This window comes from Ketobacter sp. GenoA1, assembly GCF_003671475.1.
In the GTDB taxonomy this organism is placed as follows: Bacteria; Pseudomonadota; Gammaproteobacteria; order Pseudomonadales; family Ketobacteraceae; genus Ketobacter.
This window is the reverse complement of record NZ_RCHM01000042.1, coordinates 956,773-983,706: the sequence shown is the minus strand read 5'-3', so window position 1 is coordinate 983,706 and position 26,934 is coordinate 956,773. Positions and strand designations below refer to the sequence as shown.

The 26,934-nt window shown below is 51.4% G+C and carries 22 protein-coding genes and 3 tRNA genes; 5 read left to right on the top strand and 20 right to left on the bottom strand.

Going from position 1 to position 26,934, the window contains the following annotated elements:
* Nucleotides 1-39 precede the first annotated feature (39 nt).
* From lon to D9N13_RS18180, 7 genes are all read right to left on the bottom strand, one after another.
* A complete protein-coding gene (lon, locus tag D9N13_RS18210) occupies nt 40-2,442 on the bottom strand; it encodes an endopeptidase La (RefSeq protein ID WP_290592946.1) in 2,403 nt (800 codons plus the stop codon).
* Between the two features lie 172 nt (nt 2,443-2,614).
* Nucleotides 2,615-3,916, bottom strand: a complete 1,302-nt coding sequence (gene clpX / locus D9N13_RS18205) for an ATP-dependent protease ATP-binding subunit ClpX (RefSeq protein WP_290592944.1) — start codon at nt 3,914-3,916, stop codon at nt 2,615-2,617.
* 131 nt (nt 3,917-4,047) lie between these two features.
* A complete protein-coding gene (gene clpP / locus D9N13_RS18200; protein ID WP_290592942.1) occupies nt 4,048-4,677 on the bottom strand; it encodes an ATP-dependent Clp endopeptidase proteolytic subunit ClpP in 630 nt (209 codons plus the stop codon).
* Between the two features lie 197 nt (nt 4,678-4,874).
* Nucleotides 4,875-6,191, bottom strand: a complete 1,317-nt coding sequence (gene tig / locus D9N13_RS18195; RefSeq protein WP_290592940.1) for a trigger factor — start codon at nt 6,189-6,191, stop codon at nt 4,875-4,877.
* A 115-nt stretch (nt 6,192-6,306) separates the two neighbouring features.
* Nucleotides 6,307-6,382 (bottom strand) — tRNA-His (locus tag D9N13_RS18190).
* Between the two features lie 61 nt (nt 6,383-6,443).
* Nucleotides 6,444-6,520 (bottom strand) — tRNA-Arg (locus D9N13_RS18185).
* Nucleotides 6,521-6,565: 45 nt separating this feature from the next.
* Nucleotides 6,566-6,642, bottom strand: a tRNA-Pro gene (locus D9N13_RS18180).
* A gap of 197 nt (nt 6,643-6,839) precedes the next feature.
* Here D9N13_RS18180 and folD point away from each other — a divergent pair.
* From folD to D9N13_RS18165, 3 genes are read left to right on the top strand one after another with little or no spacing between them, the layout of a single operon-like run.
* A complete protein-coding gene (gene folD / locus D9N13_RS18175) occupies nt 6,840-7,694 on the top strand; it encodes a bifunctional methylenetetrahydrofolate dehydrogenase/methenyltetrahydrofolate cyclohydrolase FolD (RefSeq protein ID WP_290592938.1) in 855 nt (284 codons plus the stop codon).
* A gap of 53 nt (nt 7,695-7,747) precedes the next feature.
* Nucleotides 7,748-8,245, top strand: coding sequence for a peptidylprolyl isomerase (locus tag D9N13_RS18170; protein WP_290593117.1), 498 nt, complete (start codon nt 7,748-7,750; stop codon nt 8,243-8,245).
* Between the two features lie 2 nt (nt 8,246-8,247).
* The gene (locus tag D9N13_RS18165; RefSeq protein WP_290592936.1) at nt 8,248-8,979 is read left to right on the top strand and encodes a UDP-2,3-diacylglucosamine diphosphatase; all 732 of its coding nucleotides are present in this window, start codon (nt 8,248-8,250) and stop codon (nt 8,977-8,979) included.
* Here D9N13_RS18165 and D9N13_RS18160 read toward each other — a convergent pair.
* Nucleotides 8,971-9,600: a tRNA-(ms[2]io[6]A)-hydroxylase gene (locus D9N13_RS18160; protein ID WP_290592934.1), complete on the bottom strand. Its 630-nt coding sequence runs from the start codon at nt 9,598-9,600 to the stop codon at nt 8,971-8,973. The genes D9N13_RS18165 and D9N13_RS18160 overlap by 9 nt on opposite strands.
* Nucleotides 9,601-9,711: 111 nt before the next feature.
* On the opposite strand from D9N13_RS18160, the gene D9N13_RS18155 reads away from it, so the two are divergent.
* Together D9N13_RS18155 and acnB are read left to right on the top strand one after the other, a co-directional pair.
* Complete coding sequence (locus D9N13_RS18155; protein ID WP_290592932.1) at nt 9,712-10,617, top strand: lysophospholipid acyltransferase family protein; 906 nt, start codon at nt 9,712-9,714, stop codon at nt 10,615-10,617.
* 228 nt (nt 10,618-10,845) lie between these two features.
* Complete coding sequence (gene acnB, locus D9N13_RS18150) at nt 10,846-13,449, top strand: bifunctional aconitate hydratase 2/2-methylisocitrate dehydratase (RefSeq protein ID WP_290592930.1); 2,604 nt, start codon at nt 10,846-10,848, stop codon at nt 13,447-13,449.
* 49 nt (nt 13,450-13,498) lie between these two features.
* On the opposite strand, the gene D9N13_RS18145 is transcribed toward acnB, so the two are convergent.
* The 12 genes from D9N13_RS18145 to D9N13_RS18090 form a co-directional block, all read right to left on the bottom strand.
* The gene (locus tag D9N13_RS18145) at nt 13,499-14,119 is read right to left on the bottom strand and encodes an outer membrane beta-barrel protein (RefSeq protein WP_290592927.1); all 621 of its coding nucleotides are present in this window, start codon (nt 14,117-14,119) and stop codon (nt 13,499-13,501) included.
* Nucleotides 14,116-15,027, bottom strand: coding sequence for a hypothetical protein (locus tag D9N13_RS18140; protein ID WP_290592925.1), 912 nt, complete (start codon nt 15,025-15,027; stop codon nt 14,116-14,118). The genes D9N13_RS18145 and D9N13_RS18140 overlap by 4 nt, the downstream gene beginning before the upstream one ends.
* Nucleotides 15,028-15,768 carry an SDR family oxidoreductase gene (locus D9N13_RS18135; RefSeq protein WP_290592923.1) on the bottom strand — a complete coding sequence of 247 codons (741 nt, stop codon included), beginning with the start codon at nt 15,766-15,768 and terminating at the stop codon, nt 15,028-15,030. It abuts the gene before it with no gap.
* Nucleotides 15,765-17,075, bottom strand: a complete 1,311-nt coding sequence (locus D9N13_RS18130) for an FAD-dependent oxidoreductase (RefSeq protein WP_290592921.1) — start codon at nt 17,073-17,075, stop codon at nt 15,765-15,767. Before D9N13_RS18130 ends, D9N13_RS18135 begins: the two co-directional genes overlap by 4 nt.
* Before the next feature lie 3 nt (nt 17,076-17,078).
* Nucleotides 17,079-18,500 carry a UbiA family prenyltransferase gene (locus tag D9N13_RS18125; protein ID WP_290592919.1) on the bottom strand — a complete coding sequence of 474 codons (1,422 nt, stop codon included), beginning with the start codon at nt 18,498-18,500 and terminating at the stop codon, nt 17,079-17,081.
* Between the two features lie 4 nt (nt 18,501-18,504).
* Entirely contained in the window at nt 18,505-19,473 is a 969-nt protein-coding gene (locus D9N13_RS18120) for a YbhN family protein (protein WP_290592917.1), read from the bottom strand.
* 20 nt (nt 19,474-19,493) lie between these two features.
* The gene (locus tag D9N13_RS18115; protein WP_290592915.1) at nt 19,494-21,533 is read right to left on the bottom strand and encodes a DUF3488 and transglutaminase-like domain-containing protein; all 2,040 of its coding nucleotides are present in this window, start codon (nt 21,531-21,533) and stop codon (nt 19,494-19,496) included.
* Nucleotides 21,520-22,362, bottom strand: a complete 843-nt coding sequence (locus D9N13_RS18110; RefSeq protein WP_290592913.1) for a DUF58 domain-containing protein — start codon at nt 22,360-22,362, stop codon at nt 21,520-21,522. Before D9N13_RS18110 ends, D9N13_RS18115 begins: the two co-directional genes overlap by 14 nt.
* A 125-nt stretch (nt 22,363-22,487) precedes the next feature.
* A complete protein-coding gene (locus D9N13_RS18105; protein WP_290592911.1) occupies nt 22,488-23,414 on the bottom strand; it encodes an AAA family ATPase in 927 nt (308 codons plus the stop codon).
* 141 nt (nt 23,415-23,555) lie between these two features.
* The gene (locus tag D9N13_RS18100) at nt 23,556-24,749 is read right to left on the bottom strand and encodes an O-succinylhomoserine sulfhydrylase (protein ID WP_290592909.1); all 1,194 of its coding nucleotides are present in this window, start codon (nt 24,747-24,749) and stop codon (nt 23,556-23,558) included.
* Between the two features lie 33 nt (nt 24,750-24,782).
* Nucleotides 24,783-26,303, bottom strand: coding sequence for an amidophosphoribosyltransferase (purF, locus tag D9N13_RS18095; protein ID WP_290592907.1), 1,521 nt, complete (start codon nt 26,301-26,303; stop codon nt 24,783-24,785).
* Between the two features lie 60 nt (nt 26,304-26,363).
* Entirely contained in the window at nt 26,364-26,864 is a 501-nt protein-coding gene (locus tag D9N13_RS18090) for a CvpA family protein (protein ID WP_290592905.1), read from the bottom strand.
* Between the last annotated feature and the right edge of the window lie 70 nt (nt 26,865-26,934).

The following is a 26,934-nucleotide window of genomic DNA, read 5'->3' as shown; positions in this document are numbered from 1 at the left end:
GTTCAGGCTGGAAAAAAATCCAGCCTGAACAAACGCGGCTTAGTGAGTACTCAGCCGATCGTTATCGTCTTCTTCTGTGTCTTCCCGGGTCGCAAGTTCAACCGGTTCGGGCAGCGCTTCCGGCATATTTACCAACGCCAGCTCAAGCACTTCGTCAATCCATTTAACACAATGAATATCGAGATCCTCTTTAATATTATCTGGAATTTCTTTGAGATCCCGCTCATTTTCTTTCGGAATAATGATGGTGGTTATGCCACCCCGGTGGGCCGCCAACAGCTTTTCCTTTAAGCCGCCGATGGGCAGAACCTGGCCCCGTAATGTAATTTCACCGGTCATTGCCACATTGGATCGCACGGGAATATTAGTAAGCACTGACACCAAAGCAGTACACATTCCAATTCCGGCGCTGGGGCCATCTTTGGGTGTCGCCCCTTCGGGAACGTGAATGTGGATGTCATTCTTATCATGGAACTCCGGCGATATGCCCAGAAGATGCGAGCGGCTGCGCACCACTGTAAGCGCTGCCTGGATGGATTCCTGCATCACATCACCCAGGGATCCGGTACGAATCTGGCGCCCTTTGCCGGGCACCGAGGCCGCTTCTATGGTCAGCAGCTCTCCACCCACCGATGTCCAGGCCAAGCCGGTAACCTGACCGATACGGTCTTCGTCTTCTTTCTTTCCGTAATTGAACTTACGCACACCGCTGTATTCTTCCAGTTGTTCCGGAGAAATGGTAATGGGTTCCAAAGTGGCACTCAAAACGTTCTCTTTCACGTGCTTGCGACAGACTTTTGCGATTTCCCTTTCCAGCCCACGAACACCGGACTCACGGGTGTAATATCGAATGAGGTGACGAATGGAATCATCGCTCATATCAAGCTCTTCTTCTTTCAACCCATTCATCTTGCGCTGTTTCGGCACAAGGTATTTTTGCGCAATGTTCAGCTTTTCATCTTCGGTGTATCCCGGAATGCGGATTACTTCCATACGATCCAGCAAAGGTGCCGGGATGTTCATTGAATTTGATGTACAGATAAACAATACGTCGGAAAGATCGTAATCCACCTCAAGGTAGTGATCGTTAAATGTATTGTTTTGCTCCGGGTCCAGCACTTCAAGCAGTGCCGAAGCGGGATCGCCGCGCATATCCACACCCATTTTGTCGATCTCATCGAGCAGGAACAGTGGATTTTTAACACCCACTTTAGAGATCTTCTGCACCAGCTTGCCGGGCATGGAACCGATATAAGTACGGCGGTGGCCCCGAATTTCAGCTTCGTCACGAACACCACCCAACGCCATGCGCACAAATTTCCGGTTGGTGGCTTTGGCGATGGACTGGCCCAGAGAGGTCTTACCCACACCGGGAGGACCAACCAGGCATAATACAGGGCCGCGGATTTTATTGACCCGCGCTTGCACCGCAAGATACTCAAGAATCCGTTCTTTGACTTCATCCAGACCATAATGATCCTGATCCAGGATCTCTTTGGCTTTCTTCAGATCGTGACGAACCTTGCTCTTTTTCTTCCAGGGCAAGTTCACCATCCAATCCAGATAGCTGCGCACCACCGTCGCTTCCGCCGACATGGGTGACATCATCTTCAGTTTATTCAGTTCAGCCTTGGTTTTTTCTTTGGCTTCCTTGGTCATACCCGAGGATTCAATTTTCTTTTCAAATTCCTCAAGCTCATTACCACCCTCTTCCAGATCACCAAGCTCTTTCTGGATTGCTTTCATCTGTTCGTTCAGGTAGTACTCACGCTGGCTCTTTTCCATCTGCTTTTTAACACGGCCGCGAATTCTCTTCTCGACCTGCAGCAGATCAATCTCACCTTCCATCAGCGCCATCAGATGATCAATTCGCTCACGGATGTCGAATATTTCGAGAATACGTTGCTTGTCTTGAATCTTCAGCGCCAAATGGGCGGCGATGGTATCGGATAAGCGGCCAGGCTCTTCAATATTACTGACCGACGTGAGAATCTCAGAGGCAACTTTCTTGCTCAGTTTTACGTACTGCTCAAACTGAGAAAGAAGCGAACGGGCCAGCACTTCACCTTCCCGCTCATCAACACTGGATAATGGTGTTTCCCGTACTTCAGCCTTGAGATAGCCATTATCAAGAATGACGTTTTTAGTGAACGCACGGTTAGCGCCTTCAACCAGCACCTTGACAGTGCCATCAGGTAATTTCAGTAACTGGAGAATGGTGGCGATGGTTCCCACCTGGTACAGGTCACTGGGCGCCGGATCATCGTCCGAAGCATTCACCTGTGCCACAAGCACAATTTGCTTGTCCGTCTCCATGGCCTCTTCCAGCGCCTTAATCGATTTTTCACGGCCCACAAACAAAGGGATAACCATGTGCGGATAGACCACTACGTCCCGAAGCGCCAGGAGGGGAAATTGCTTAGATTCGCTGGGAAATGCCATTGACGGTACCTGCTGCAGAATAGGGTTTGATCATGCTTGATTCAATTATCGTGCCGACCACAGTTCGTATTCAAATACAATGGGGGCATCAGATCTGTTTATCAAGGGCTTATCGTCTTGTGCTGAATAAAAAGGGGCCTTACGGCCCCTTTCTAACTCGATCAGTTGCGCTTTAATCGTCAGGGACGGCTCTGGCCTGATCGTTATTCTCATAGATCATGAGCGGCTCAGATTCGCCCTTGATAACAGCACCGTCAATGACGACTTTCACCAGGTTTTTCATGGACGGTACATCGTACATGGTGTCCAGCAATACCGACTCGAGAATGGAGCGCAAGCCCCTGGCGCCGGTTTTACGCTCCATGGCTTTCTTGGCAACCGCCACCAGCGCATCTTCACGAAAGTCGAGGTCAACATCATCCAACTCAAACAATTTACTGTATTGTTTGGTCAGTGAGTTCTTGGGCTCAGTCAGAATCTGTACCAGGGCTTCCTCATCCAGCTCTTCCAGGGTGGCAATCACCGGTAGACGGCCGACAAACTCTGGAATCAAGCCATACCTCACCAGATCCTCAGGCTCAACTACTTTCAGCATCTCGCCCACAGTACGTTTATCATCCTTACTTTTCACGGTGGCCGAGAAACCAATTCCGCTCTTTTCCGACCGATCACTGATTACTTTATCCAGTCCGGCGAAGGCGCCGCCACAGATAAACAGAATATTGGACGTGTCCACCTGCAGGAACTCCTGCTGCGGATGCTTGCGACCACCCTGCGGCGGTACCGAGGCTACTGTCCCTTCGATCAACTTCAACAGTGCCTGCTGCACGCCCTCGCCAGAAACATCGCGGGTAATGGAGGGGTTGTCGGACTTACGGGAAATCTTATCGATTTCATCGATGTAGACAATGCCCATTTGTGCTTTTTCCACATCGTAGTCACATTTCTGCAGCAGCTTCTGAATAATATTTTCCACATCCTCGCCCACATAACCGGCTTCGGTTAATGTGGTCGCATCAGCAATCGTGAATGGGACATTAAGCAAGCGGGCAAGGGTTTCGGCCAGCAACGTTTTCCCGCTGCCGGTGGGGCCGATCAGCAGGATGTTACTCTTACCCAACTCTACTTCGGCATTGTTTCCCTTCGCAGATTTCGCAGATCCTGACCGCAGGCGCTTGTAGTGGTTATAAACAGCAACTGAAAGCACCTTTTTCGCCCGTGACTGACCAATAACATAATCATCCAGGATGTTTTTGATTTCGGACGGCGTTGGCAACTTGTCAGATGTGCTGTCGCTGCTTTCTTCCTGCACTTCTTCCCGAATGATGTCGTTGCATAGATCAACGCATTCGTCGCAGATAAATACAGAGGGTCCGGCTATCAGCTTGCGCACTTCGTGTTGGCTTTTGCCACAAAAAGAGCAATACAGGAGCTTTCCGCTGTCCTCGCCTTTGCCGTCTCTTTCGTCAGTCATTTACTTACCTCATCGGACCTGCATCTTTCACATATAGAAAGATGCAGCGAAAACCCGGTTTTTGCAAGTCCGGGATTCCCGCCTTTTTCACATTTAGTCTAAATAGCAACGATAACTCATTGATTTATAAGCTATCGCTTCTCAAGCACCTGATCAACCAAACCATATTCTTTTGCATCATAAGCGCTCATGAAGTTATCCCGGTCTGTGTCCAGTTCAATCTTCTCAATGGGCTGCCCGGTATGGCTGGCCAGAATTTCGTTAAGGCGCTTTTTCATCTGTATGATTTCTCTGGCGTGGATCTCAATATCAGAGGCCTGCCCCTGAAAACCGCCCAGAGGCTGGTGAATCATAACGCGGGAATTGGGCAGGCAGTAACGCTTGCCATTGGCGCCTGCCGTGAGCAGCAGCGAGCCCATTGAACAAGCCTGACCCACACACATGGTGGATACATCGGGTTTGATGAACTGCATGGTATCGTATATCGCCATGCCGGCAGTCACCGAACCACCCGGTGAGTTAATGTAGAAGTGGATGTCCTTGTCGGGGTTTTCCGATTCCAGAAACAGAAGTTGGGCCACGATCAGATTGGCCATATGGTCTTCCACCTGGCCCACCATGAATATCACGCGCTCTTTCAGCAGGCGGGAGTAGATGTCGAAGGAACGCTCCCCCCGGGCAGTCTGCTCGATAACCATGGGCACAAGGCCGGTATTCAAAATGGGGTTACGGTCTATCAACTCTTCATAGCGGTGAGACATGTGATGATCCTTACAATTCAAACATTGTTGATGGTCTTGTAATAAAAGCCCCGCATCTTCATGTAGATGCGGCCTTTATAAAGCATTTCAATACCTTGGCTCGCTTTTATTTACTATAGCGCCAATATCAAAAGGATCACATGCTTTGGACAAAAAAAAACGCGGCCGAAGGCCGCGTTTTATGTTTCGATTAAAAATTACTCAGCTTCATTCTGAGGTTGTTTAACCGCTTCTTCATAACTCATTTCCTGCTCGGCCACCGTGGCCTGCTCCAGAATCAGGTCAACCACCTGATCTTCCAGCACCATGGCTTCAACCTGTTGCAGCATTTGCTGATTCTCATAGTACCAGGAGACCACCTGCTCCGGGTTCTCATAGGGCTGGGCCATTTCCTCGATGGTGCTGCGCACACGCTCGGCATCGGCTTTCACCTCTTTTTCTTTGATCAGCTCACCCAACACCAGCGCCAGCTTAACGGCTCGGGTAGCCTGGCCTTCAAACAGCTCAGCCGGCAGCATATTCATGTCGAAGTTCTGGCCGCCACCGAATTGCTGCATCATCTGCTGACGCTGACGATCAATTTCAGAATCAATCAGTGCCTTGGGCACTTCAACATCGTTGTTCTCCAGCACGCCATCCATAACCTCTTTCTTAACGCGGTTCTTGATGGCGTTCTTCAGTTCACGCTCCATGTTGTTGCGAATTTCGGCGCGAAACTCATCCATACTGGTTTCTGCTTTCTGGGTAAAGTTCTTGATGAACTCTTCATTAACCTCAGGCAGCGTCTTAGATTCCACCTTGTTCACGGTGATCTTGAACTGAACGGCTTGCCCTTTCAGTACTTCAGAGTGGTAGTCTTCCGGGAAGGTAACGTCGATCACCTTTTCTTCACCCTTGGACATGCCAATGATGCCGTCTTCAAAACCGGGAATCATCTGGCCGGAACCCAGCACCAGATTCTGTCCGTCAGCAGTGCCGCCTTCGAACGCTTCACCGTCTTTGGTGCCGAGAAAATTAATATTAACCTGATCACCCTGCTCTGCCGCACGATCGACTTCTTCAAAGGCTGCTCTTTGCTCCCGCAAGCGCTCGATCATATTATCAATGTCGGTTTCATTGATTTCAGCAACCGGACGCACCACAGAGATGTTATCCAGCCCCTGCACGGTGACCTCGGGATAAACCTCGAAAGTTGCCACAAACTCCAGATCCTGACCGGGCTGGTCTTTGGTTCTTTCGATGGAGGGGTAGCCAGCGGGGCTCAGGGATTCTTTGGTGACGGCGTCATAAAATGAGTTGCTGACCACTTCGCCGATGACTTCTTCGCGAATGGATTTGCCAAAGCGACGACGCACCTCTTTAAGGGGCACTTTTCCAGGACGGAAACCATCAATTCGCACCTGCTTGGCGGCATCCTTCAGTTTTTGATCAACGGCGGTATCAATGGTGTCAGCGGGTACGCCAACAGTCAGGCGGCGGCCGAGTCCAGAAGTGGTTTCCACGGAAACTTGCATAATTAAGTCACCTTTCGGTTATCTACTCTCAAAACAAGAAACCGGCAATATCCGCGGGACATTACCGGTCTCGATTTTTGCCCCTTAACACCCTGCCGCGCAGGACGTGGGAAAATGGGGTGGACGATGGGGCTCGAACCCACGACGACCGGAATCACAATCCGGGGCTCTACCAACTGAGCTACGCCCACCAGCAAAACGTTTTACCAAACCCGGCTACTTTACCGGTTTTGATGTTCCAGATGAAGAGGCTGGCGCGCCCGGCAGGACTCGAACCTGCAACCGCCGGCTTAGAAGGCCGATGCTCTATCCGGTTGAGCTACGAGCGCATTAACCCGAGTACACTGCTAATCATCTGTATTGGTTGAACTTTATGGTCGGGGCAGAGGGATTCGAACCCCCGACATCCTGCTCCCAAAGCAGGCGCGCTACCAGACTGCGCTATGCCCCGAATCTCCACCACTCCGATGAAGAGGGCCGCATAATATACATCCCGTGTGCTTGCGTCAAACACTTTCATAAATTTCAATGAGATCAAACCCTTGATGGCAGATCTTTACCCCATTGCCACTATAATGAGACAATACCGCGCCTGAAAACTGACCCCCGAATTTGAACCCAATTTTGCCTGGATTCCGAACCAAACCTATGACTGCACACATCATCAATGGCACTGCCATTGCCGCCAATTTGAAAGCCGACATCAAGCACGCTGTTGAAAAGCGCCAGCAGGAAGGTAAGCGGGCTCCTGGTCTGGCGGTAATTCTGGTGGGCAGTGATCCGGCCTCCTCTGTTTATGTCAACAAAAAGCGTCAATCCTGTGAGGAAGTGGGCTTTGTCTCCAAGTCGTTCGATTTGCCGGCGGATACCACCCAGCAAACCCTCAATGATCTGGTGCAGACACTGAACCAGGATCCGGAAATCGATGGCATACTGGTACAGCTTCCCCTGCCCGCCCACCTGGATGATAAAGAGATCATTAATGCGATTCGCCCGGACAAGGATGTGGACGGTTTCCACCCTTACAATATGGGTCGCCTTGCACAACGCATCCCCTTACTGCGCCCCTGCACACCCAAGGGTATCATGCGCCTGATTGAATCCACCGCTGTTCCACTGCACGGCCTGGAGGCGGTAATCGTGGGTGCATCCAATATTGTGGGCCGCCCTATGGCGCTGGAACTGCTGCTGGCCGGGTGCACGGTAACCTCCTGCCACCGTTTCACCCGAAACCTGAAGGATCATGTGGCACGGGCGGATCTGCTGGTGGTGGCGGTGGGCAAACCTGAATTTATTCCCGGCGACTGGGTCAAACCCGGCGCCATTGTGATCGATGTGGGCATTAATCGCTGCGAAGATGGTAAGCTCAGAGGGGATATCGAGTTCAAACCTGCCGCCGAACGTGCTGCCTGGATCACCCCTGTACCCGGTGGTGTGGGCCCGCTGACGGTGGCAACACTGCTGGAAAACACGTTGATCGCGGCGCAAGATCTGCATCAATAGAATCCAATTGAAATACATTACTCAATCAACAGGAAAGAAAAATGGAAGCAATCTTGGTAATTCTTCACACCAGCATGGGCGACATCAAACTTGAGCTGAATAAAGAAAAAGCCCCCGTCACCGTGGAAAATTTTGTGGGCTATGTCAACGACGGCCACTACAACGGCACCGTCTTTCATCGCGTCATCGATGGCTTTATGATTCAGGGCGGTGGTTTCGATAAGGATATGCAACAGAAACCCACCAAGGATCCGATCAAGAACGAAGCGAACAACGGCCTGAAGAATGACCTGGGCACCATCGCCATGGCCCGCACACAGGACCCGCATTCCGCTTCGGCTCAATTTTTCATTAATATCAAAGACAACGATTTTCTGAACTTTTCCGCCGAGTCCACCCAGGGCTGGGGTTATGCGGTATTCGGCAAAGTGGTTGATGGCATGGACGTGGTAAACCAGATTAAAGAGGTCAAAACCGGTCGCCACGGCTTCCATCAGGATGTACCCATGGAACCCGTTATCATTGAAACAGCGGAAGTTGTTACCCAGTAAGCATGACCACACTCTTTATTTCCGACTTGCACCTGGAAGACCAGCGCCCGGACATCACCCGGGCGTTCTTCTATTTTCTGGATCAGTTCGAAGGCAAGGCCGAGCGACTGTTTATACTGGGTGATTTGTTTGAAATCTGGTTGGGTGATGATGCCCTGACCGAAACTGCCCGCCGGGTATCCACCCGCTTAAAGCAGTTTTCTGCTACCGGTTGCAGGGTGTTTATCATGCACGGTAATCGTGATTTTCTGCTGGGGCCGGACTATGCCCGGGCTTGCGGCGCCCAGTTGATTGATGAACCCTGTATCATCAGAGTTGCAGAACAGGATTGCCTGTTAATGCACGGTGACACCCTCTGCACGGATGACAGGCTGTATATGGATTTTCGCACGATGGTGCGCAACCCTGACTGGCAAAAAGCGTTTCTCGCCAAGCCCATTGCAGAGCGGATTGCTTTTGGTCGACAGGCCCGAAATCAAAGCCAGGAGGATGCCAAAGACAAAACCTATGAAATCCTGGACGTCAATGAGGACGCGGTAATCAACACCTGCAAACAGCATAACACGCCGCTGTTTGTGCATGGACACACCCACCGGCCTGACCGTCATGTGGTGGATCTGGGGGGCCGGACCTGTGAACGCATTGTGCTGGGGGATTGGCACAGCCAAGGTTGGTACCTTATTGCAGATGAAGACCAACTGGAGTTAAAGAGCTTCAGCTTTCCTTCACAATAAGGGCTGCGCCGGTATACCGCTGTGGAAACGGAATTCCTCATCGGCGCTTTCGATCAGCTCCCGCTCAATCTCTCTGAAGGCGTTCACACGATCATCAATGGGCTCGGATGAATACTCGCGTGCCAGATCCAGATAGTCCTCGAAATGCCGGCTCTCTGATTTGAGCAGAAACTGGTAGTATTTTCCAATATCCTGCGTGGCTTCCAGCTTGAGCAAATGGGGTACCAATGCTTCAAAGCGCTCACAGGAACGGGCTTCAATAAAGGCACCAATGATTAAGGTATCAACCAATTTGTTGGGCTCGGTCTGGCGAATATGCTTGCGCAAACCCATGGCGTAACGTGCCGGGCTCAGGTGATCATAGGTCACACCATGTTTTTCCATGAGTTCCAGCACTTGCTCAAAGTGAAGCAACTCCTCTCTCGCAAGTTGTGACAGTTTGTTCAGTAGATTGCGCCGGTCGACATAGCGGAACAAAAGATTCAGTGCGGTGGATGCTGCTTTTTTCTCGCAATGGGCGTGATCAATCAGCAGCGTGGGAAGATTACTGAGTGCTGCTTCTATCCATTCCGGTGGTGTTGAACACCCCAAAAAGGCTCTGACTTCACTCATTTCTGCCATATCCAAAGTTCCTGCGCTGATTTCAAAGGGCGGATTATACTTACACGATAGTTTGAAATCGATTTTTATCCTATCCTATGTGCTTCATTACCGAATGGATCGCATTACTCAGTGAGCAGCAAGTCACAAACCCATGATGTAAAAGGGGCCGTTTTTGTTCGTATCCTGACCTTGATTGGGAAGCTTCCCCTCCCTACCCTGGGCCTGATCGGTGACATGCTGGGTTACCTGGCCTGGTACATCGCCCCCGGCCCGCGCAACGTCACACTGAAAAATCTTGAGCTTTGCTTCCCAGACATGGACGCAGCGGAACGAACAAGCCTTGCCAAAGCATCCCTGCGGGAAACCTTGCGAACTGCTTTGGAAGTGGCTGCAGCCTGGTCACAAACCAGTGATCGCATGTTGTCTTACATAACCCATGCGGAGAACGAACAGCTGCTGGTCGAGGCCCAAGCGGTAGGTAAAGGTGTTGTGTTTATCGTGCCACATTTCGGCAATTGGGAACTGGCGAATTACTATATGGCCAAGAAGTGTGATCTGCTTGCCATGTACAAGCCGGCTGAATCCGCCGCTTTGGATAAATTAATCCATAAGGCTCGGTCGCAGAATACTCAAATGGTTGCTGCGGACCGACGCGGTGTATTGGCGCTTTACAAAGCGCTTCCCCAAGGCAAGGCGACCGGCGTGCTGCCCGACCAGGAGCCTGAGATCAAAACCGGTGTTTGGGTACCTTTCTTTGGCGTCACCGCCCTGACCCCCAAGCTGGTCAGTAAGCTGAGCAATGACACTGACTCCGTTGCCATCGGTTTTGGTTGTCAACGCAATCCGGATGGAAAAACCTTTCACGTCTTCTATGAGCCGGTGGATGCCGCGTTCTACACATCCGATATCGAAACCTCAGCTGCCGCCATGAATCGCTGTGTGGAGAACATCATCCTGCGGGACCCAAAACAGTACCAATGGGAATACAAGCGCTTTAAGCGACGCCCCAACAAACAACCCAGCCTGTATAAATGACCGATCGGTCCACCTATCAATTTTTATCAAAACTCTGAATTACAATGAGTTACGACAGTTTGTTGCCAAGAGCTCTGAAGTTTTGATTGCTGTAAACTGATTTGAAGTTTGGTATAATTCGCGCGCAAAATTTTCGGTATCGCACGCCCATCTTACATTCGGTGGGCATTCGCTGGCTGGCAAAACCGGCCCACCGCAATCGAAGTCACACTGTAGAGAGGTCATACCGTGCTCGAAGCTTATCGCAAACATGTAGAAGAACGTGCCGCCCAAGGCATCCCACCCAAGCCCTTGGACGAGAAACAAGCCGCCGATCTGGTGGAGTTGCTGAAGAATCCACCCGCCGGAGAAGAAGACTTTCTGGTAGAGCTGTTGACCTATCGTGTTCCTGCCGGTGTTGATCAGGCTGCCTACGTAAAGGCAGGTTTTCTGGCTGCGGTCGCAAAAGGTGAGGCCACCTCTCCGCTGATTGACAAGCGCAAAGCCACTGAATTGCTGGGCACCATGCTCGGTGGCTACAACGTCCAGCCATTGATTGATTTACTGGATGATGCCGAAGTGGGCGATCTGGCCGTTGCCGGCCTGAGTAAAACCCTCCTGGTATTCGACGCATTCCACGATGTGGTCGAAAAGTCCAAGAACAGTGAGAATGCCAAGAAAGTTCTGCAATCCTGGGCTGATGGTGAGTGGTTCACCAGCAAGCCTGAACTGCCGCAAAAAATCACCATCACGGTGTTCAAGGTGACCGGTGAAACCAATACCGATGACCTGTCCCCAGCCCAGGATGCATGGTCGCGACCGGACATCCCGTTGCACGCCAACGCCATGCTGAAAAACGAACGGGAAGGCATCACCCCGGAGAAGCCCGGTGAAATCGGCCCCATCAGCCAGATTGAAGCCCTTAAAGCCAAAGGCCATACCGTTGCCTATGTGGGCGACGTTGTGGGTACCGGATCATCCCGTAAGTCCGCCACCAACTCGGTGCTGTGGTTTACCGGTGATGACATTCCGTATATTCCCAACAAGCGACAAGGCGGTATCTGTATCGGCAGCAAAATCGCACCGATTTTCTTCAATACCATGGAAGATGCCGGCGCCCTGCCCTTCGAAGCGGATGTATCCGATCTGAACATGGGCGATGTGGTGGACATCTATCCCTATGAAGGCAAAATCACAAAGCACGACTCCGATGAAGTGATTTCAGAATTCCAGTTGAAGTCCGACGTTCTGATCGATGAGGTTCGCGCCGGTGGCCGTATCAATATGATCATCGGCCGTGGCCTGACCAACCGGGCCCGGGAAGCACTGGGATTGGGTGCATCCGACCTGTTCCGTTCCCCTGTTGATGTTGCCGCTTCGGATAAGGGCTTCACTCTGGCGCAGAAAATGGTCGGAAAAGCCTGTGGCGTTGAAGGTGTTCGCCCCGGCCAATACTGCGAACCCAGAATGACCACAGTGGGCTCGCAGGACACCACCGGGCCGATGACCCGTGATGAACTGAAGGATCTTGCGTGCCTGGGTTTCTCAGCCGATCTTACCATGCAGTCCTTCTGCCACACAGCGGCCTACCCCAAACCTGTGGATGTGGAAATGCAGCACAGCCTGCCCGACTTTATTATGAATCGCGGCGGCGTATCCCTGCGCCCTGGTGACGGTATTATCCACAGCTGGCTGAACCGTATGTTGCTGCCGGACACGGTGGGCACCGGTGGTGATTCCCACACACGATTCCCCATTGGCATTTCCTTCCCGGCTGGCTCGGGCTTGGTCGCGTTTGCCGCAGCCACCGGCGTCATGCCTCTGGATATGCCCGAATCGGTATTGGTCAAATTCACCGGTAAGCGTCAACCCGGAATCACTCTGCGCGACCTGGTACACGCTATTCCGCTGTACGCCATCAAATCCGGTTTTCTGACCGTTGAGAAAAAAGGCAAAAAGAACATCTTCTCCGGCCGGGTGCTGGAAATTGAAGGGCTGGAAGATCTCACCGTAGAACAGGCTTTCGAACTGTCCGATGCATCCGCGGAACGTTCAGCAGCAGGTTGCACCATTACCCTGTCTGAAGAATCCGTTGCTGAGTACCTGAAATCCAATATCACGCTGCTGAAGTGGATGATTGCCAACGGCTATGGTGCTGCTCGCACTCTGGAACGCCGCATCACCGCCATGGAAGAATGGCTCGCCAATCCATCTTTGATGCGTGCCGATGCGGACGCCGAGTACACCGAAGTTATCGAAATCAATATGGATGAGATCAAAGAGCCCATCCTGTGCTGCCCCAATGACCCAGACGATGCCAAAACCCTGTCTGATGTGGCCGGTGACAAAATCGATGAGGTTTTCATTGGCTCCTGCATGACCAATATCGGCCACTTCCGTGCAGCCGGTAAGCTGTTGGATAAAGTGCCCGGTGGTTCCCTGAGCACACGCCTGTGGCTGGCACCACCCACCAAGATGGACGAGCACCAATTAATGGAAGAAGGTTACTACAACATTTACGGCCGCGCCGGTGCCCGCACTGAGATGCCCGGTTGTTCTCTGTGTATGGGTAACCAGGCTCGCGTCGCACCTGGATCCACAGTGGTTTCCACCTCTACCCGCAACTTCCCCAACCGTTTGGGCCAGGGAGCGAATGTGTATCTGGGGTCTGCTGAATTGGCGTCGGTGGCTGCGGTTCTGGGTAAACTGCCTAGCGCAGAAGAGTACATGACATACGCGCAAGATATTGACAGCATGGCTGCTGACATCTATCGCTACATGAACTTTGATAAGATGCCTGAGTATCAGGAAGTGGCTGACAAAGTGAAGATCCAGGTGGCCCAGGACGCCTAAGATCAGAAGCCAATAAAAAAGCCCCGTTCTGCGGGGCTTTTTTATTGCTCTAGAATGTTCTCGCTATGCCAATATTGATACCGGTACTTCGCACATCGAAAGGCTTGCTGCTGTCATCAAGAAAATCCGAACGTTGTTTGTAGGTAAACTCGGAACGCAGCAGCCACCGGTTCTTCAGATCCCAAAGCACACCCGCACCGACATAAAATCCCCAACCGGAATCGGAAGCAGTGTCGCTACCGGATGGTTTAAGGCCATAGAATGCCTCGTCGAGGGTTATCTCCATACGATAGGCAAGCAGCCCACCGCGACCAAACAATACCAATGAGTCCATCCAATCAGTTTCGGTTTGGTAATGAATACCCGCCAGCAACTCCACACTGTCTAAGGTGAGTTGGTAAGAGCCGGTATTATCCTCCTGTGTGGGAGTGGATGCATCATTGATTCCGGTAACCGCTGCTTCCAGGTAAAAACGCTGCTGCAGATGCCATAGCACTCCCGCTTCCGCCGACAATGAATTATCAAAGTCTGCGTCTGCCACATCCAACCAATCATAGCTGAGCAACAGGTAAACTTGCCGGGATTCAACTGAACCGGTGTCTGCGTGACCCACCGCAGAGTACATACCCAAAACCATCACCGACAACCATGGGAGCAATAAAGACTTCAAGGCCGATACTCCACTGTTACGGTGTCGCTGGTGCTGCCAATGGCGAATCCGCCGCTGATATCCGCACCCAGATCGTTCCCGACTTCGCGGAACACGGTTAATGACAGGGTGCAATATTCCAAGTCGAAAGTTTCAATTTTTATATCCTGGCGCCCAATCAATCCGAATGAATAGGTCTCCAGTATAGAGCCTACGATAATAACACTGAGAGCGCTGAGCGTATTGGTGACTTGAGTAATAAAATTGGTGGACGGTATTAATTCACCAACAGATACCGTATGGGAACCCGGATCCGCACTGGATAGAATGTCGGATGTTCCCCATTGCACCTCGCGGGAGCCCGAGAAACAGGTCTGCACACTGGTAAACCGGGTTTGCTCAGTATCGGGTGAAGACGTCCAACTGAGCACAATCTCCTGACTTCGCGTTGTATAGATCTCATTGGATAACGGCGAACTCAATACAATGGCCTCCGGAAACGCAACTTGCGTGCGGTAACCCACCAACTCCCCGGGGCCCGGGTCCACCAGCAGCTCATCAACCGGATACCAACGATCAGCTCGCGCAGCGACCGGATCAAAATCCACAGCAAACTCAATCCCCGCCGTGGCGTCTGAAAAATCCACAACTGTGGAGTAATCCCCACTCAAATTCTGCAATGAACGCAAAATAGAGGAATCGGTATCACTTTCGGCAACGATGATGTCACCACCAACAAGCGCCGCTTTGCGACCATCCTGAAAATAGGAGGCAGCTACGTTGGCCTGGAGTAAGCCCGCCGGCAGGTTTGCCTGTATCGTGACCGACACACCTTCGTTGGAAACAGGGGCTCGCAGAGAGTCGCTCTCACCCGAGTAGCAGGCGGTCAATGCCGGTAAAAGAACGCATAACAGGGGAATAAAACGCATTTACAAACTCAATCGCTTGAAGACGAATTCAGGGATGTTTTTGATGATCAGCATAACCCCCCACCAAAACCAGGGTAAGTAGACTTCATTACGTTTCTTATCGATGGCACTGACAATACCGGCAGCCACCTGGTCCGGCGTTGCCCAAAGCGGTCCACCCTTATCAAATTCCGTGGTCATCGGTGTGTCGACAAATCCGGGTTTCACGGTCAGAACGTGAACCCCGGATGCGAACAACCGGTTTCGCAACCCCTGTAGAAACAGGGTAACCATTCCCTTGGCCGCGCCATAAACATAGTTGGACTGTCGCCCCCGATCCCCCGCCACTGAGGAAATAACCGCTATATTCCCCGCTCCCTGCTTCTCAAATTCATTGGCTGCAAGCGTGCAGAGTGAGATCACGCTTAGCGCATTGGTATTGATTTCAGCCAACGCGGTTTCATAGGATGCTTCACATGCTTTCTGGTCGGGCAAGGTACCATGGGCAATCAGGATGCCATCTATCCTGCCCATGGCGTCCAGTGCGGCATCCCAACAGGGCTGATGGGAATCCGTAGCGTTTACGTCCAGCAAGTGAGTATGAACCTTGGCGGCTCCTCTTACTTGATAATCATTTGCTAAAGTGTCCAGCTTGCTCTGATTTCGAGCCACCAGAAACAGGCTGTAACCACGAACCGCCCAAAGCCGACAAACCGACTCCGCAATGGCAGAGGTCGCTCCAATAATAATCCAATTTTTCATGATGTTGATTCCATTACTCGCTGCCAGAAACTGGAGGTTATATGAGGATCTTTAAAGTGTTGCAACTTGCTGGCATTCGGATAAAACGACTGAAAGTGCTCAGCTTTCATGTGCGCATCCTTGGCGGGATACAGGGCACCGCCCGCCTGCACCACCACCTCATCAAGTTGATCAAACAGGTGCATGGTGAGACTGCCTTTATAGGGAAAATCCAGTGCCAGGGTGGTGCCCGGCCTGGGAAAGGAAAGCAGTGCCGGCGTTGGAACATCACCGAATACTTTCAATACTGCAAGAAAAGATCCGTAATTGGCTCTGCCGATGCGCTGTAGAAGCTCTGTTATGGCGGCTTCACTGTTTTCCATGGGAATCACACACTGGTATTGCAGGAAACCTTTTGGCCCGTACATTCGATTCCAATTATGAATGTGATCCAGAGGGTAGAAAAACGGATCATAGTGCATCGTCTGATAGGAAACTTTGTCCAATTGACGATTATAATAGAGCCAGTTAAACGCTTTCAAAGACAGGCTGTTCACCAGGGATACCGGCGGATCCAACGGCATGCTCAGTTGCGTACCCGGCCGCGGCGGCCTGGGCTGAACCGGACGGGCATGATTACCCCGGGTAAAATGGCCACGACCAAGCTTGTTACCAGCGGCCAGGCAATCAACCCAGGCTACTGTGTATTCATAATCCTGCTCCGATTCCTCTGAGAGCCGGAAAAATTCGGCAAGGTTTTCATACTTGATATTCTCAGCATTGATAGCGGAATTGGACACTTTTTTCAGTTGCAGTTCCGCCCAGGTAATAAACCCGGTCAGGCCCAGTCCGCCAATAGTGGCAGCATACCAGTCAGCGTTTTCAGTGCTGGAACAGACCCGCCTTGAACCGTCGCTGCGCAACAGCTCAAACTGAATCACATGGGAGCCAAAGGTTCCCGCCACATGATGGTTCTTGCCATGAACATCATTGGCGATGGAGCCGCCAACGGTGGCAAATTTGGTACCCGGTGTTACCGGTAAAAACCAGCCCTGTGGCTCCGCCACGGCAAGGATATCCGCTAATGTAGTGCCAGCCTCGCAGCGCATCACCCCGGATTCCGTATCAAAGCTGATAAAGCGCCTCATAAACCGGGTAGAAAGCACAGTGCCCTCTTGCAGCATGCAACTATCACCGTAGCTGCGCGCATTACCCTGTGGCAGAAACGGTGTTTCTGTTGCAGGCAAAGTATCAGGCATCCAGTGCAGGTCTTGACCCATTTGTTGCTGATAGGGGTATCTGCCCCAGGATACGTAAGGTTTAGTCATACACTACACCGCCAACACCATAAATCCGGCTATCAATATTCCACATATCACGCTGGCCTTGTCTTTTAACGCAAAAACGATGGGATCATCATCCATGTTGCCGCGATGAGCAATAATCCATATACGACTCACCCAATACAACATAATCAAACAAGCGGGCCACATGAGAACCGGATCAGTGTACATGCCTTTCACTTCGGGACTGTTGATGTACAACGCAAGCACCAAAACTGAAATGTATCCGCTGGCCCCTCCCAGAGAAGACAAGAGCTCCAGATCCTCCACCTGATAACCCCGGCCCAGTGCCTTGGTTGCACTGGCGGACTTAAGTTTCATCAACTCAGTATACCGTTTGATAATAGCCAGACTTAGAAAAACGAATATGGAAAAGGACAATAGCCAGAAGGAGAGGAAAACACCGATAGCCGCCGCGCCAGCAACAATCCTGACCGTGTACAGTGACGCCAATGTAACAACATCCACCATCACTAAACGCTTTAACTTGAAACTATAGGCCAGGGTCAGCACATAGTAGACCGCCAGCACAATCTGAAAGTCCGTGGGCAGGAACAGGCAGGCAACAATCGCGACCAACAGTAATAGTGGGGTTCCCACAATGCCGAACAGCAACGACAGAGTTCCGGCGGCAAACGGTCTGTTGCGCTTGGTTGCGTGTTGACGATCGTCACTGAGATCGAGCAAATCATTCAGAAAATACACACTGGATGCGCATAGGGAAAACGCAAAAAAACCAAGCACGCTCATCAACAACACGTCCAGGCTTTGCAATTGGTGCGAGGTGATCAAGGGCACAAAAATCAGCGCGTTCTTCACCCATTGATGCACACGCAGGGCTTTTACGATGGTTCGCAACGATGGCGAGGCAACAGCAAAAGAAGCTTCAATGTCGCACAATGCACCGGCTTTTCGTGCCAACCGATCGTTGCCTACGACAACGGCGGAACCGGCATGGCTCCATACCTTCAGATCCACATCCGCATTGCCGGCATAGGCGTATTGCCCCTCACCAAATCGATCAATCAAGGCTTTTCTCTTCGCCGTGCCGGAAAGGTTAAGTGTGTCGCTTGATGACAGCACGTCATCGAACAGCTTGAGGTAGTCGGCAATACCGTGGGCATAACGCTGGTGAGAAGCAGTTGCCAGGACAATGGTACGACCTGCCTTCTTTTGTTGCTTAAGATAGTCAACAACGGCCTCGTTGTACGGCAACACCTCAACCAGAATATCAACACGCCGGGCAATCTCTGCTTTAAGATTTGCTTTACCCTTGAGCAGCCAAAGAAAAACAAAAACGAGATTGAGCGGATTTGCCTTAATCAGGAGCATAAACGACTCAAGCAGCAAATCGGTTTTAATCAACGTACCATCAAGGTCCACCACCAATGGTTTTTTGTTATCTGTCATGCATTCAACCTAAATCCGATACTTCTTTACCTGAGAGGGGCACAATGCCCCGAATAGCGAGAATTCCCGCCACTATAAGCCCTATGAATACCGCAAACCAGAGGGTCGCAATTCTGCAAATAAGTGTGGCAGCAATGGCCACAGGTTCCGGCACTCCAGAGGCAATCAACAACAATCCCATGACAGCTTCAGTGGATCCCAGACCGCCAGGGAGAAAAGAGATAGCGCCGATTAATACCGCGACACCATAGATACTGATGGCAGCGATTGGGCTGATGTCCTGCCCCAATCGTTCCAACAAATACCAGAACCCAATGCCTTCCGCGGTCCAGGCTACTATGCCGATAATGATACCCCCGAACAGCTCTTTATTCTTCAACAAAACCGCCGACGAATTTAACAGGTCCAATACATGGCCCGCCAATTGCGCCGGCTTGTGGGGTAAAGAGTTGGAGGATCGCTGCAGCCAGCCTAAGATCCATCGGCTGTGGAGCAAAGGCAGACTACCAAAAATAACGGCGGCCGTGAGCACCACCACCAGCGCATAGCCATCAAACAGGACAGCGGCCGCACTGGCCATCAGTACGATGGTCAATAAATCCTGAAAACGCTCCACGAAAAACGTGCTGATGGTATTGTTGAAGCTGATTCCATGTTGCTTTAGATAAAGGGACCTGACAGTTTCACCCGCTTTTCCCGGTGTAGTCGACAGGGCAAATCCGCTCACGTAGTAAGCCAAATGACGGCGGTGAGGAATGGCCATATCCGACAATTTGGTCAGATACCACTCCCAACGCCAGTAACGCAGCAAATAGTTGATCAGGGATAACCCCAAGATAACCGCCCAGCCGATCGCTCCCAGTTTCGCAATGGCCGCCCCGGTTTCGTGAAAGTCTCCGAGAAACATAGCGCCAAAGTACAGGCCAATTGCGATGATTACCGACAGAATGATCGGTTTTTGAAACCGCCCCATAGAAATTCAATCCATCAAATTCAAATTTTGAGGCTGGCGACCGCCTGCCCTAGTTGTTGTTCTAGAGCCGCTATGCTATCACTTTTTGTGGCGGATTTGTTGCCCTGGGATTCACTTTCCCCACTTTTGGAGTACTTGATTTCAGAATATATATTACTGATTTTATTAATATTATTCTTCTGTTCAGGGAACTGCTCCTGGGCCCGGCGGGAAAACGCATCAATACCTTCACCCACCTCGCGGTCTAGACCTTTGAGTGCAAGCATGCTTAGAAACTTCATATAATGCTTGTCTGCCTTGCTTAACCGGTGGATCGGCCTCTGGGAATACAGCATCCAACCAGCGAGACAGAGCACAACGAAGCCACCGCATATTCCCAGCAGCAAGGCAATTCGTTTAGGGGTAACTTCCCCAAGAAATGCTTGCAGCAATCTGTTTTGCGCCTCATGGTCAAACGACACCACGTTCTTGAACCAGAGATAGTCAACATAATCCGCCATCATCCGCAACTCTTCCAGCATAGGAAGATTTCTGACATCCAGATCAGAGAAAGGGGAAAAGCGCAGACTTTCCTCGTCCAGGCTCTGCCGTAAAGAACCGGTTTCAATTCGATGTGGCGCGATGGCGGCGGTGGGATCCACATGCACCCATCCTTTACCTTTGTCCCAAAATTCTACCCAGGCATGAGCGTCGTATTGATGCACCAGCAGGTAATTGCCTATGGGATGTGACTCACCTCCCTGGTAACCACCCACCATCCTGGCTGGAATACCTGCGGCCCGCATAATATACACAAACGCCCCGGCATAATGAGCGCAAAAACCCTTTTTGGTTTGAAACAGAAACTCATCAATACTGTTGGCTCCCAGCTTAGGTGGCTTTAACGTATAGACAAATTCCTCCCGTCTAAATCGCTCCAATATCCCATTGGAGATTAGCGCGGGCGCGCCACCTGTCTGACGATAGAGTTCTCGCCCCCAGGTCAGTGCTCTGGAATTTCCGGAAGGTGGTAAAGTGGTATAACGGACCCAGGACTCCCGGGGCATGCCAAGTGCCTCATATTGGTATTGAAAGTAGCTTTCAACAGCATAACTGACCGGGTTATCGACGAGTTGCTCCGCGTAGTTAACCAGACTATTGGCAGTCTTATGACGGATTCCGTTCAGGTTTGCCCAGGCAATTGCCGGCAGCCAATCCTGGCCTGTGGGTTCAAGGTAAACCCGATAGCTGAGCGGCTCTCCTGCCTTTTCAAGGCGGGCAGGATCAAAAGGCAAATAGACACCCTCTTTTTGAGCATGCCAGGTGCGACCATCAAACCGATCGAATATCAATGCCCGCCAATAACGATCTCGTGGTTCCGGAATGGCGCCATCAAAATCCACTCTGAAAGCGAGTTCTGTAGACAGTGACAGTTCAGCAATGTCCCCCGGTGATATGGATTCACTCAGTCCGGTACGGGCCATTTTCGTTTGCATGCCCAGTTCCCAGATCGGACCAATGCGAGGGAACAAAAAAAACAGCACCAACAGTAATGGAACAGCCTGCAGGATCGATATCAAAGCCACTTTCAGTGGACGCCAAAGCGCAATGTTGGTACCACTCATGTTGAGCGCTACCAACGCAGACGAAATTACGACCAAAACGACGAATACATAGATCGACGTAAACAGTGAACTGGAAAAAAGGAACTCCGTTGCCAGCACAAAAAAGGACAATATGACCACGAGGAAGGCATCGCGCCGGGTATACATCTCCAATTGCTTAAACAAATAAGCCGTTATAAGGAGTGCAACGCCAGCATCCGGCCCAAATATAGTGCCATGATGATAGACTATTGCTAATACACCGCAACAAACCAGCAACAAACGCACCCAACGTGGCGGAAACGTGAGGCGTTGCCTGAAGACCTGAATCCTCCATACCATAACAACCCCAAACACTAACTGCAGCCAGACGGGCACCCGCTGCATATGAGGTAAAACCGATAACACTACACTGGTTATCAAGAATACGAACGCGGTACGCGGCATCGGAAATACATGGGGTTTACTGTCTGCCATGTGGGTACTCTGCCAGTGCCTTCAGGCAGTCCTCTTCATGCTGCTTGCCGGTGGCTGGTGTGATGAGCGTTCCGGGGAACTCCATTCCGAAAGGTTCGTTGGTTTTCGACAGTTGTAGAACCCAAAAACACAGCTGCGACAGCTTGGTTTCAATATCCATGGCTGGCATTTCACTCCATTTAAGCCAGGAGGATTTGGCCTGATAACCATGAAACTCTTTGCTATATAGTACATTGCGCCTGGCAAAGGCTTTCCAATCCACCATTCGCATTGAATCCGATTGATTAAAGGCTCTCAAACCCGCAAAGTCTTCCTGACCATCTTTGATAATGGCACTGCCCTGCTCCCGGTCGCTTGCACTGATACTACTAAGCTCACATTCGATGGGCTTTGGGTACACCAGCGCAGACATATCCAAATCAAGCCAGGTCCATGATTGACACAACCCAAATGGATACACGGCATGCAGTTTAAATCGACCTGGTTTATAACGGCCCCTCTCAGTGGTTTTCAACAATGCTGTGACTGCTACCTGCTGATCGCGTATCAAGTTGTACGCCTGGGACTCGTAACCTTGCCAATAACAGTAGATTGACTGGTGATCCTTACGTTTAGATTTGGAGAGATGAATGACAAACTTCGCCTCGGCCCCAACAAAGGCTGGCTCAGAGTGGCCCGCACTCACCTCCATTCCGGACAAATTGGAAAAAGTTTGCAGAATATTTACAACAAACAGGCTGACTAAAAAGAAACTGAAATTCAGAATCATGGTGTTGTCATAATTAACACCAGCGACAAAAAGCAGAAAGGCAGTGAGCAGATACCCCAACCCCATCCAGGTAGGCAGAATAAAGATACGCTTCTGGGTCAACAGAACCCGGTTTCTGGGTGGAATTCTTTTATCCAGCCAAAGTTCCCAGCGCCCCCTAAACATCTCTCGAATGCTGTTCACCTTTACCGCCCTGCCAGCACATCAACCTGTTTTAACACACTGTCCACCAGGCGCTGCCCCTCATGACCGGTCACATCCTGGGAACCGGCCAAGCGATGCTCGGCAACCGCTGGCAGCACTGCCTGTACATCTTCTGGAATGACATGTTCTCGGCCGGAGACAAAGGCATAGGCTTGCGAGCATTGCACCAAGGCCATTCCCGCCCGGGGTGAAAGCCCGAAGTTGAAACGATTGGATTGCCGGGTGAAAGCCAAAATCCGCTGCACGTAATCAAGCAAAGCGTCGGATACAAAAATCCTGGTCACGCTTTGCTGCAGCTGATCAAGCCCTTCCCCATCAATGGCCGCCGGCAGCTTTTCCATATCCTGACGGGGATTGAAGCCGTTGAGCAATTTTCGCTCTACTGATGGATCAGGGTAGCCCAGACTGATTCGCATTAAAAAACGATCCAGTTGTGATTCTGGCAAGGGGTAGGTTCCCATCTGGGAAATGGGGTTTTGGGTGGCAATCACAAAAAACGGTTTTGGCAAGGGATAGGTGTTACCGTCCACCGTTATCTGGCGTTCTTCCATGGCCTCGAGTAAAGCACCCTGTGTTTTTGGTGTGGCGCGGTTGATTTCGTCCGCCAGCAGCACCTGTGAAAAAACAGGGCCGGGGCGAAATTCGAACTCTGTGGTGGTTTGATTGAAGATGGAGGTACCCAGAATATCGGCTGGCAAGAGATCACTGGTGAACTGTATGCGCTGATATTCCAGGCCAAGCACCTTTGCCAGCGCATGGGCCAGCGTTGTCTTTCCCATGCCGGGCAGATCCTCAACCAGCAAGTGCCCTTTCGCCAACAGGCAAGATAACGCCAGTTTGATCTGTTCCTCTTTACCCAGTAGAACGTTTGCCAATGCACGAATCAGTGCTGAAGCGGATGTGGACACAAGGACTCCCTAGGACAACTGCGACCTGATATCACGACCAATAATCAGTCAACCATAAAAAAGGCTGCCGGCTGCAACCCTTAGGTTACAGTCTAGCAGCCTTCTGCCTACTAGCCTGTGTTGTATTGGTTTTAATGTGAATCAGATCAGCTTGTTAAGGCCTCGAGCCAAGTCCGCTTTGATATCATCAATGTGCTCTAAACCGACAGCAACACGAATGAGGTTTTCACTGATGCCTGCTTCGGCTTTGGCCTCATCAGAAAGCCGGCCATGGGTGGTCGTGGCCGGGTGTGTGATCGTGGTTTTGGCGTCACCCAAATTACCGGTTATAGACAGGAAGCGAGTATCGTCGATGACGCCCCAGGCCTGTTCCCGGCCACCTTTCACACGAAATGACAAAACGCCGCCAAATGCGCTCTGCTGCTCTCTGGCCAAAAGATGCTGGGGATGACTGGGCAACCCCGCATAAAACACTTTCTCAACAGCCACATGCTGTTCCAGCCAGTCTGCCAGCCTTAGTGCATTGGCTGAATGCGCCTGCATTCTGAGGCTGAGGGTTTCCAGCCCCTTCAGAAAAACCCAGGCATTAAACGGACTCATGGTAGGGCCGGCACTGCGCAAAAAACCAAAGACCTCTTCCATCAGCTCATTGCGCCCGCATACCGCGCCACCGATACAACGCCCCTGCCCGTCCAAAAACTTGGTAGCCGAGTGCAGCGCGATATCCGCGCCAAACTCCAACGGGCGCTGCAGCGCCGGTGTGCAGAAGCAATTATCCACTACCAGCAAGGCACCGTGATTATGAGCCAGCTCGGCCAGGTGAACCACATTTGCTACTTCACACAGTGGATTGGATGGGGTCTCCAGAAACAGCAACTTGGTTTTACTGGTGATCGCCGCTTCCCATTGCCCCATATCCGTAAGGGAGACAAAGGTGGTTTTGATACCGAATTTCTGCAGGTATTTTTCAAACAGAACATTGGTGGTACCAAACACACTGCGGGAACTGATGATTTCATCCCCGGCCTCCAGCAAGGCCATTACCGTGCTCAGAATGGCGGCCATACCGGATGCAGTTGCCACGCAGCGCTCCGCCCCTTCCATCGCCGCCAGACGCTGTTCAAACGAGCGCACCGTGGGATTGGTAAAGCGGGAATAGATGTTACCGGGTTCGTCACCGGAAAACCGGGCCGCGGCCTGGGCTGCGCTGTCGAACACATAGCTGGATGTGGTAAATATAGGTTCACCATGGGCGCCTTCATCGGTGCGCAACTGGCCTTCCCGCAGGGCCAAGGTTTCAAGATGCAATGGCGCTGTATCGTCAAAATGATCCATGGAACTCGTCACCTGCCTGTTTATTCAATCGCACTAGTTCGTGTTATGCAGGTCAATACTTTCACTATTAACCATCAGCTGCGACACTTTTTGACTTTTGGCGTCGTCGCTGCGACTGGCCTCCAGCCGCTCCAAATAGCCTGTATTAATGTCACCGGTAATGTACTCGCCATTAAATACAGAGCAGTCAAAATGCTGGATTTCAGGATTGCCTTCCTGAGAGGCAGCCACCAGATCCTCCAGATCCTGATACACCAACCAATCCGCGCCGATCAGCTTTTGAATCTCTTTCACCGAACGGCCATGGGCGATCAGCTCTCGGGCAGCAGGCATGTCAATGCCATACACGTTGGGATAACAAACCGGCGGTGCAGCGGAAGCAAAATACACGTTCCTGGCGCCAGCATCCCTGGCCATCTCAATAATCTGATTGCACGTGGTACCGCGCACGATGGAATCATCCACCAGTAGTACATTCTTACCCTGAAACTCCAATCCAATCGCATTCAGTTTCTGACGGACGGATTTCTTGCGCTCGTTTTGCCCCGGCATGATAAAGGTACGTCCGATATAACGGTTTTTAATAAACCCTTCCCTGAATTTGACGCCCAGGTTGTATGCCAGCTGCAACGCAGAAGTACGGCTGGTATCCGGAATTGGAATAACGACATCGATATCGTGATCCGGCCAGACCCGTTTGATCTTGTCCGCCAGCTTCTCTCCCATACGCAAACGGGATTTATACACTGAAATCCCATCCATGATGGAGTCCGGGCGCGCCAAATACACGTGTTCAAAAATGCAGGGCCGGTACTCGGGACGCCGAGCACACTGACGGGTGAAGAGTTTGCCATCCATGTTGATGAAGACCGCCTCGCCCGGTGCGATATCCCGCACCAGCTCAAACCCCATGGCCTGCAGGGCAACACTCTCCGATGCGATCATATATTCCATGCCCTCGGCTGTTTCACGCTCGCCGAAACACACCGGACGAATGCCGTTGGGGTCCCGAAACCCGACGATGCCGTAACCGGTGATCATGGCCACAACAGCGTAAGCCCCTTTACACCGTTCATGCACTGCAGAAACGGCGGTAAAGATATCTTCTTCCGTGGGTACCAGCTTGCCCAGGCGTTGCAGTTCATGGGCCAGTATATTCAGCAACACCTCAGAATCGGAATTGGTGTTAATGTGGCGCAAATCGGTTTTATAAAGATCTTCACCGATTTCAGCCGCATTGGTCAGATTGCCGTTATGGGCCAACGTTATGCCGTACGGGCTATTAACATAGAAAGGCTGTGCTTCGGCAGAGCTGGATGAACCGGCAGTGGGGTAACGGACATGGCCGATGCCCATATTGCCCATCAGGCGGCGCATGTGCCGGGAGCGGAACACATCCCGCACCATGCCATTGTCTTTACGTAAATAAAGCTTATCCTGGTCACAGGTGACAATTCCCGCGGCGTCCTGCCCTCTATGTTGTAATACGGTCAGAGCATCATAAATGGTCTGATTGACATTGGAGCGGCCAACTATGCCGACTATTCCGCACATTCGTTTTACCTCGATACGTCGTGTGCCTGGATTTTCCTATAATAGCGCAAATAGCGATCTCTATTCAGCGCCAATATCCATGATCTTCTCCCAGATCACCTGCCCCGTTTGTGCTGTCCAGTCTTCCACCATCATAAAATGAGGAATCAACATGGACTCTTTCCACCAGGGGTCCAGCGGCATCTGAGTCATGCGGGCAAGCACGGCCAGTGAGATTACTACCAGCAGGCAGCCACGCACTAATCCGAATGCACTGCCCAGAACCCGGTCGGTTCCGGTCAGACCGGTCACTTTAATCACTTCTTTGATCAGGTGCTTGATCAGCGCACCCACTATCATGGTGAGAATAAACAGGGCAATGAACGCCAGTGGTTGTCTGGCCGAAGGCGGATCAACCCAGTCTGACAGAACGATGGCCAACGGCACACTGAACAGCCGGGCAATTACAAAGGCCGCTATCCAGGTCACCAACGAGAGTGCTTCCAAGGTAAATCCGCGGTGCAGACTGAGGGCCATGGAAAGACCTATAATGCCGAGAATGACATAATCAGCAATGCTCATCGATGGGAAATACCTGGGAAATCCGATTGAATGTGGAAAGGGCGCATTCTAACAGAGCCTCTGTTAAATT

Coding starts and splice junctions, on each gene's coding strand:
- tig (WP_290592940.1), bottom strand. CDS start 6,191: ATGCAAGTTTCCGTGGAAACCACTTCTGGACTCGGCCGCCGCCTGACT.
- folD (WP_290592938.1), top strand. CDS start 6,840: ATGACTGCACACATCATCAATGGCACTGCCATTGCCGCCAATTTGAAA.
- D9N13_RS18100 (WP_290592909.1), bottom strand. CDS start 24,749: ATGGATCATTTTGACGATACAGCGCCATTGCATCTTGAAACCTTGGCC.
- D9N13_RS18125 (WP_290592919.1), bottom strand. CDS start 18,500: ATGACAGATAACAAAAAACCATTGGTGGTGGACCTTGATGGTACGTTG.
- clpX (WP_290592944.1), bottom strand. CDS start 3,916: ATGACTGACGAAAGAGACGGCAAAGGCGAGGACAGCGGAAAGCTCCTG.
- D9N13_RS18120 (WP_290592917.1), bottom strand. CDS start 19,473: ATGGGGCGGTTTCAAAAACCGATCATTCTGTCGGTAATCATCGCAATT.
- D9N13_RS18165 (WP_290592936.1), top strand. CDS start 8,248: ATGACCACACTCTTTATTTCCGACTTGCACCTGGAAGACCAGCGCCCG.
- D9N13_RS18090 (WP_290592905.1), bottom strand. CDS start 26,864: ATGAGCATTGCTGATTATGTCATTCTCGGCATTATAGGTCTTTCCATG.
- purF (WP_290592907.1), bottom strand. CDS start 26,303: ATGTGCGGAATAGTCGGCATAGTTGGCCGCTCCAATGTCAATCAGACC.
- D9N13_RS18135 (WP_290592923.1), bottom strand. CDS start 15,768: ATGAAAAATTGGATTATTATTGGAGCGACCTCTGCCATTGCGGAGTCG.
- lon (WP_290592946.1), bottom strand. CDS start 2,442: ATGGCATTTCCCAGCGAATCTAAGCAATTTCCCCTCCTGGCGCTTCGG.
- clpP (WP_290592942.1), bottom strand. CDS start 4,677: ATGTCTCACCGCTATGAAGAGTTGATAGACCGTAACCCCATTTTGAAT.
- D9N13_RS18130 (WP_290592921.1), bottom strand. CDS start 17,075: ATGACTAAACCTTACGTATCCTGGGGCAGATACCCCTATCAGCAACAA.
- D9N13_RS18160 (WP_290592934.1), bottom strand. CDS start 9,600: ATGGCAGAAATGAGTGAAGTCAGAGCCTTTTTGGGGTGTTCAACACCA.
- D9N13_RS18140 (WP_290592925.1), bottom strand. CDS start 15,027: ATGCGTTTTATTCCCCTGTTATGCGTTCTTTTACCGGCATTGACCGCC.
- D9N13_RS18115 (WP_290592915.1), bottom strand. CDS start 21,533: ATGGCAGACAGTAAACCCCATGTATTTCCGATGCCGCGTACCGCGTTC.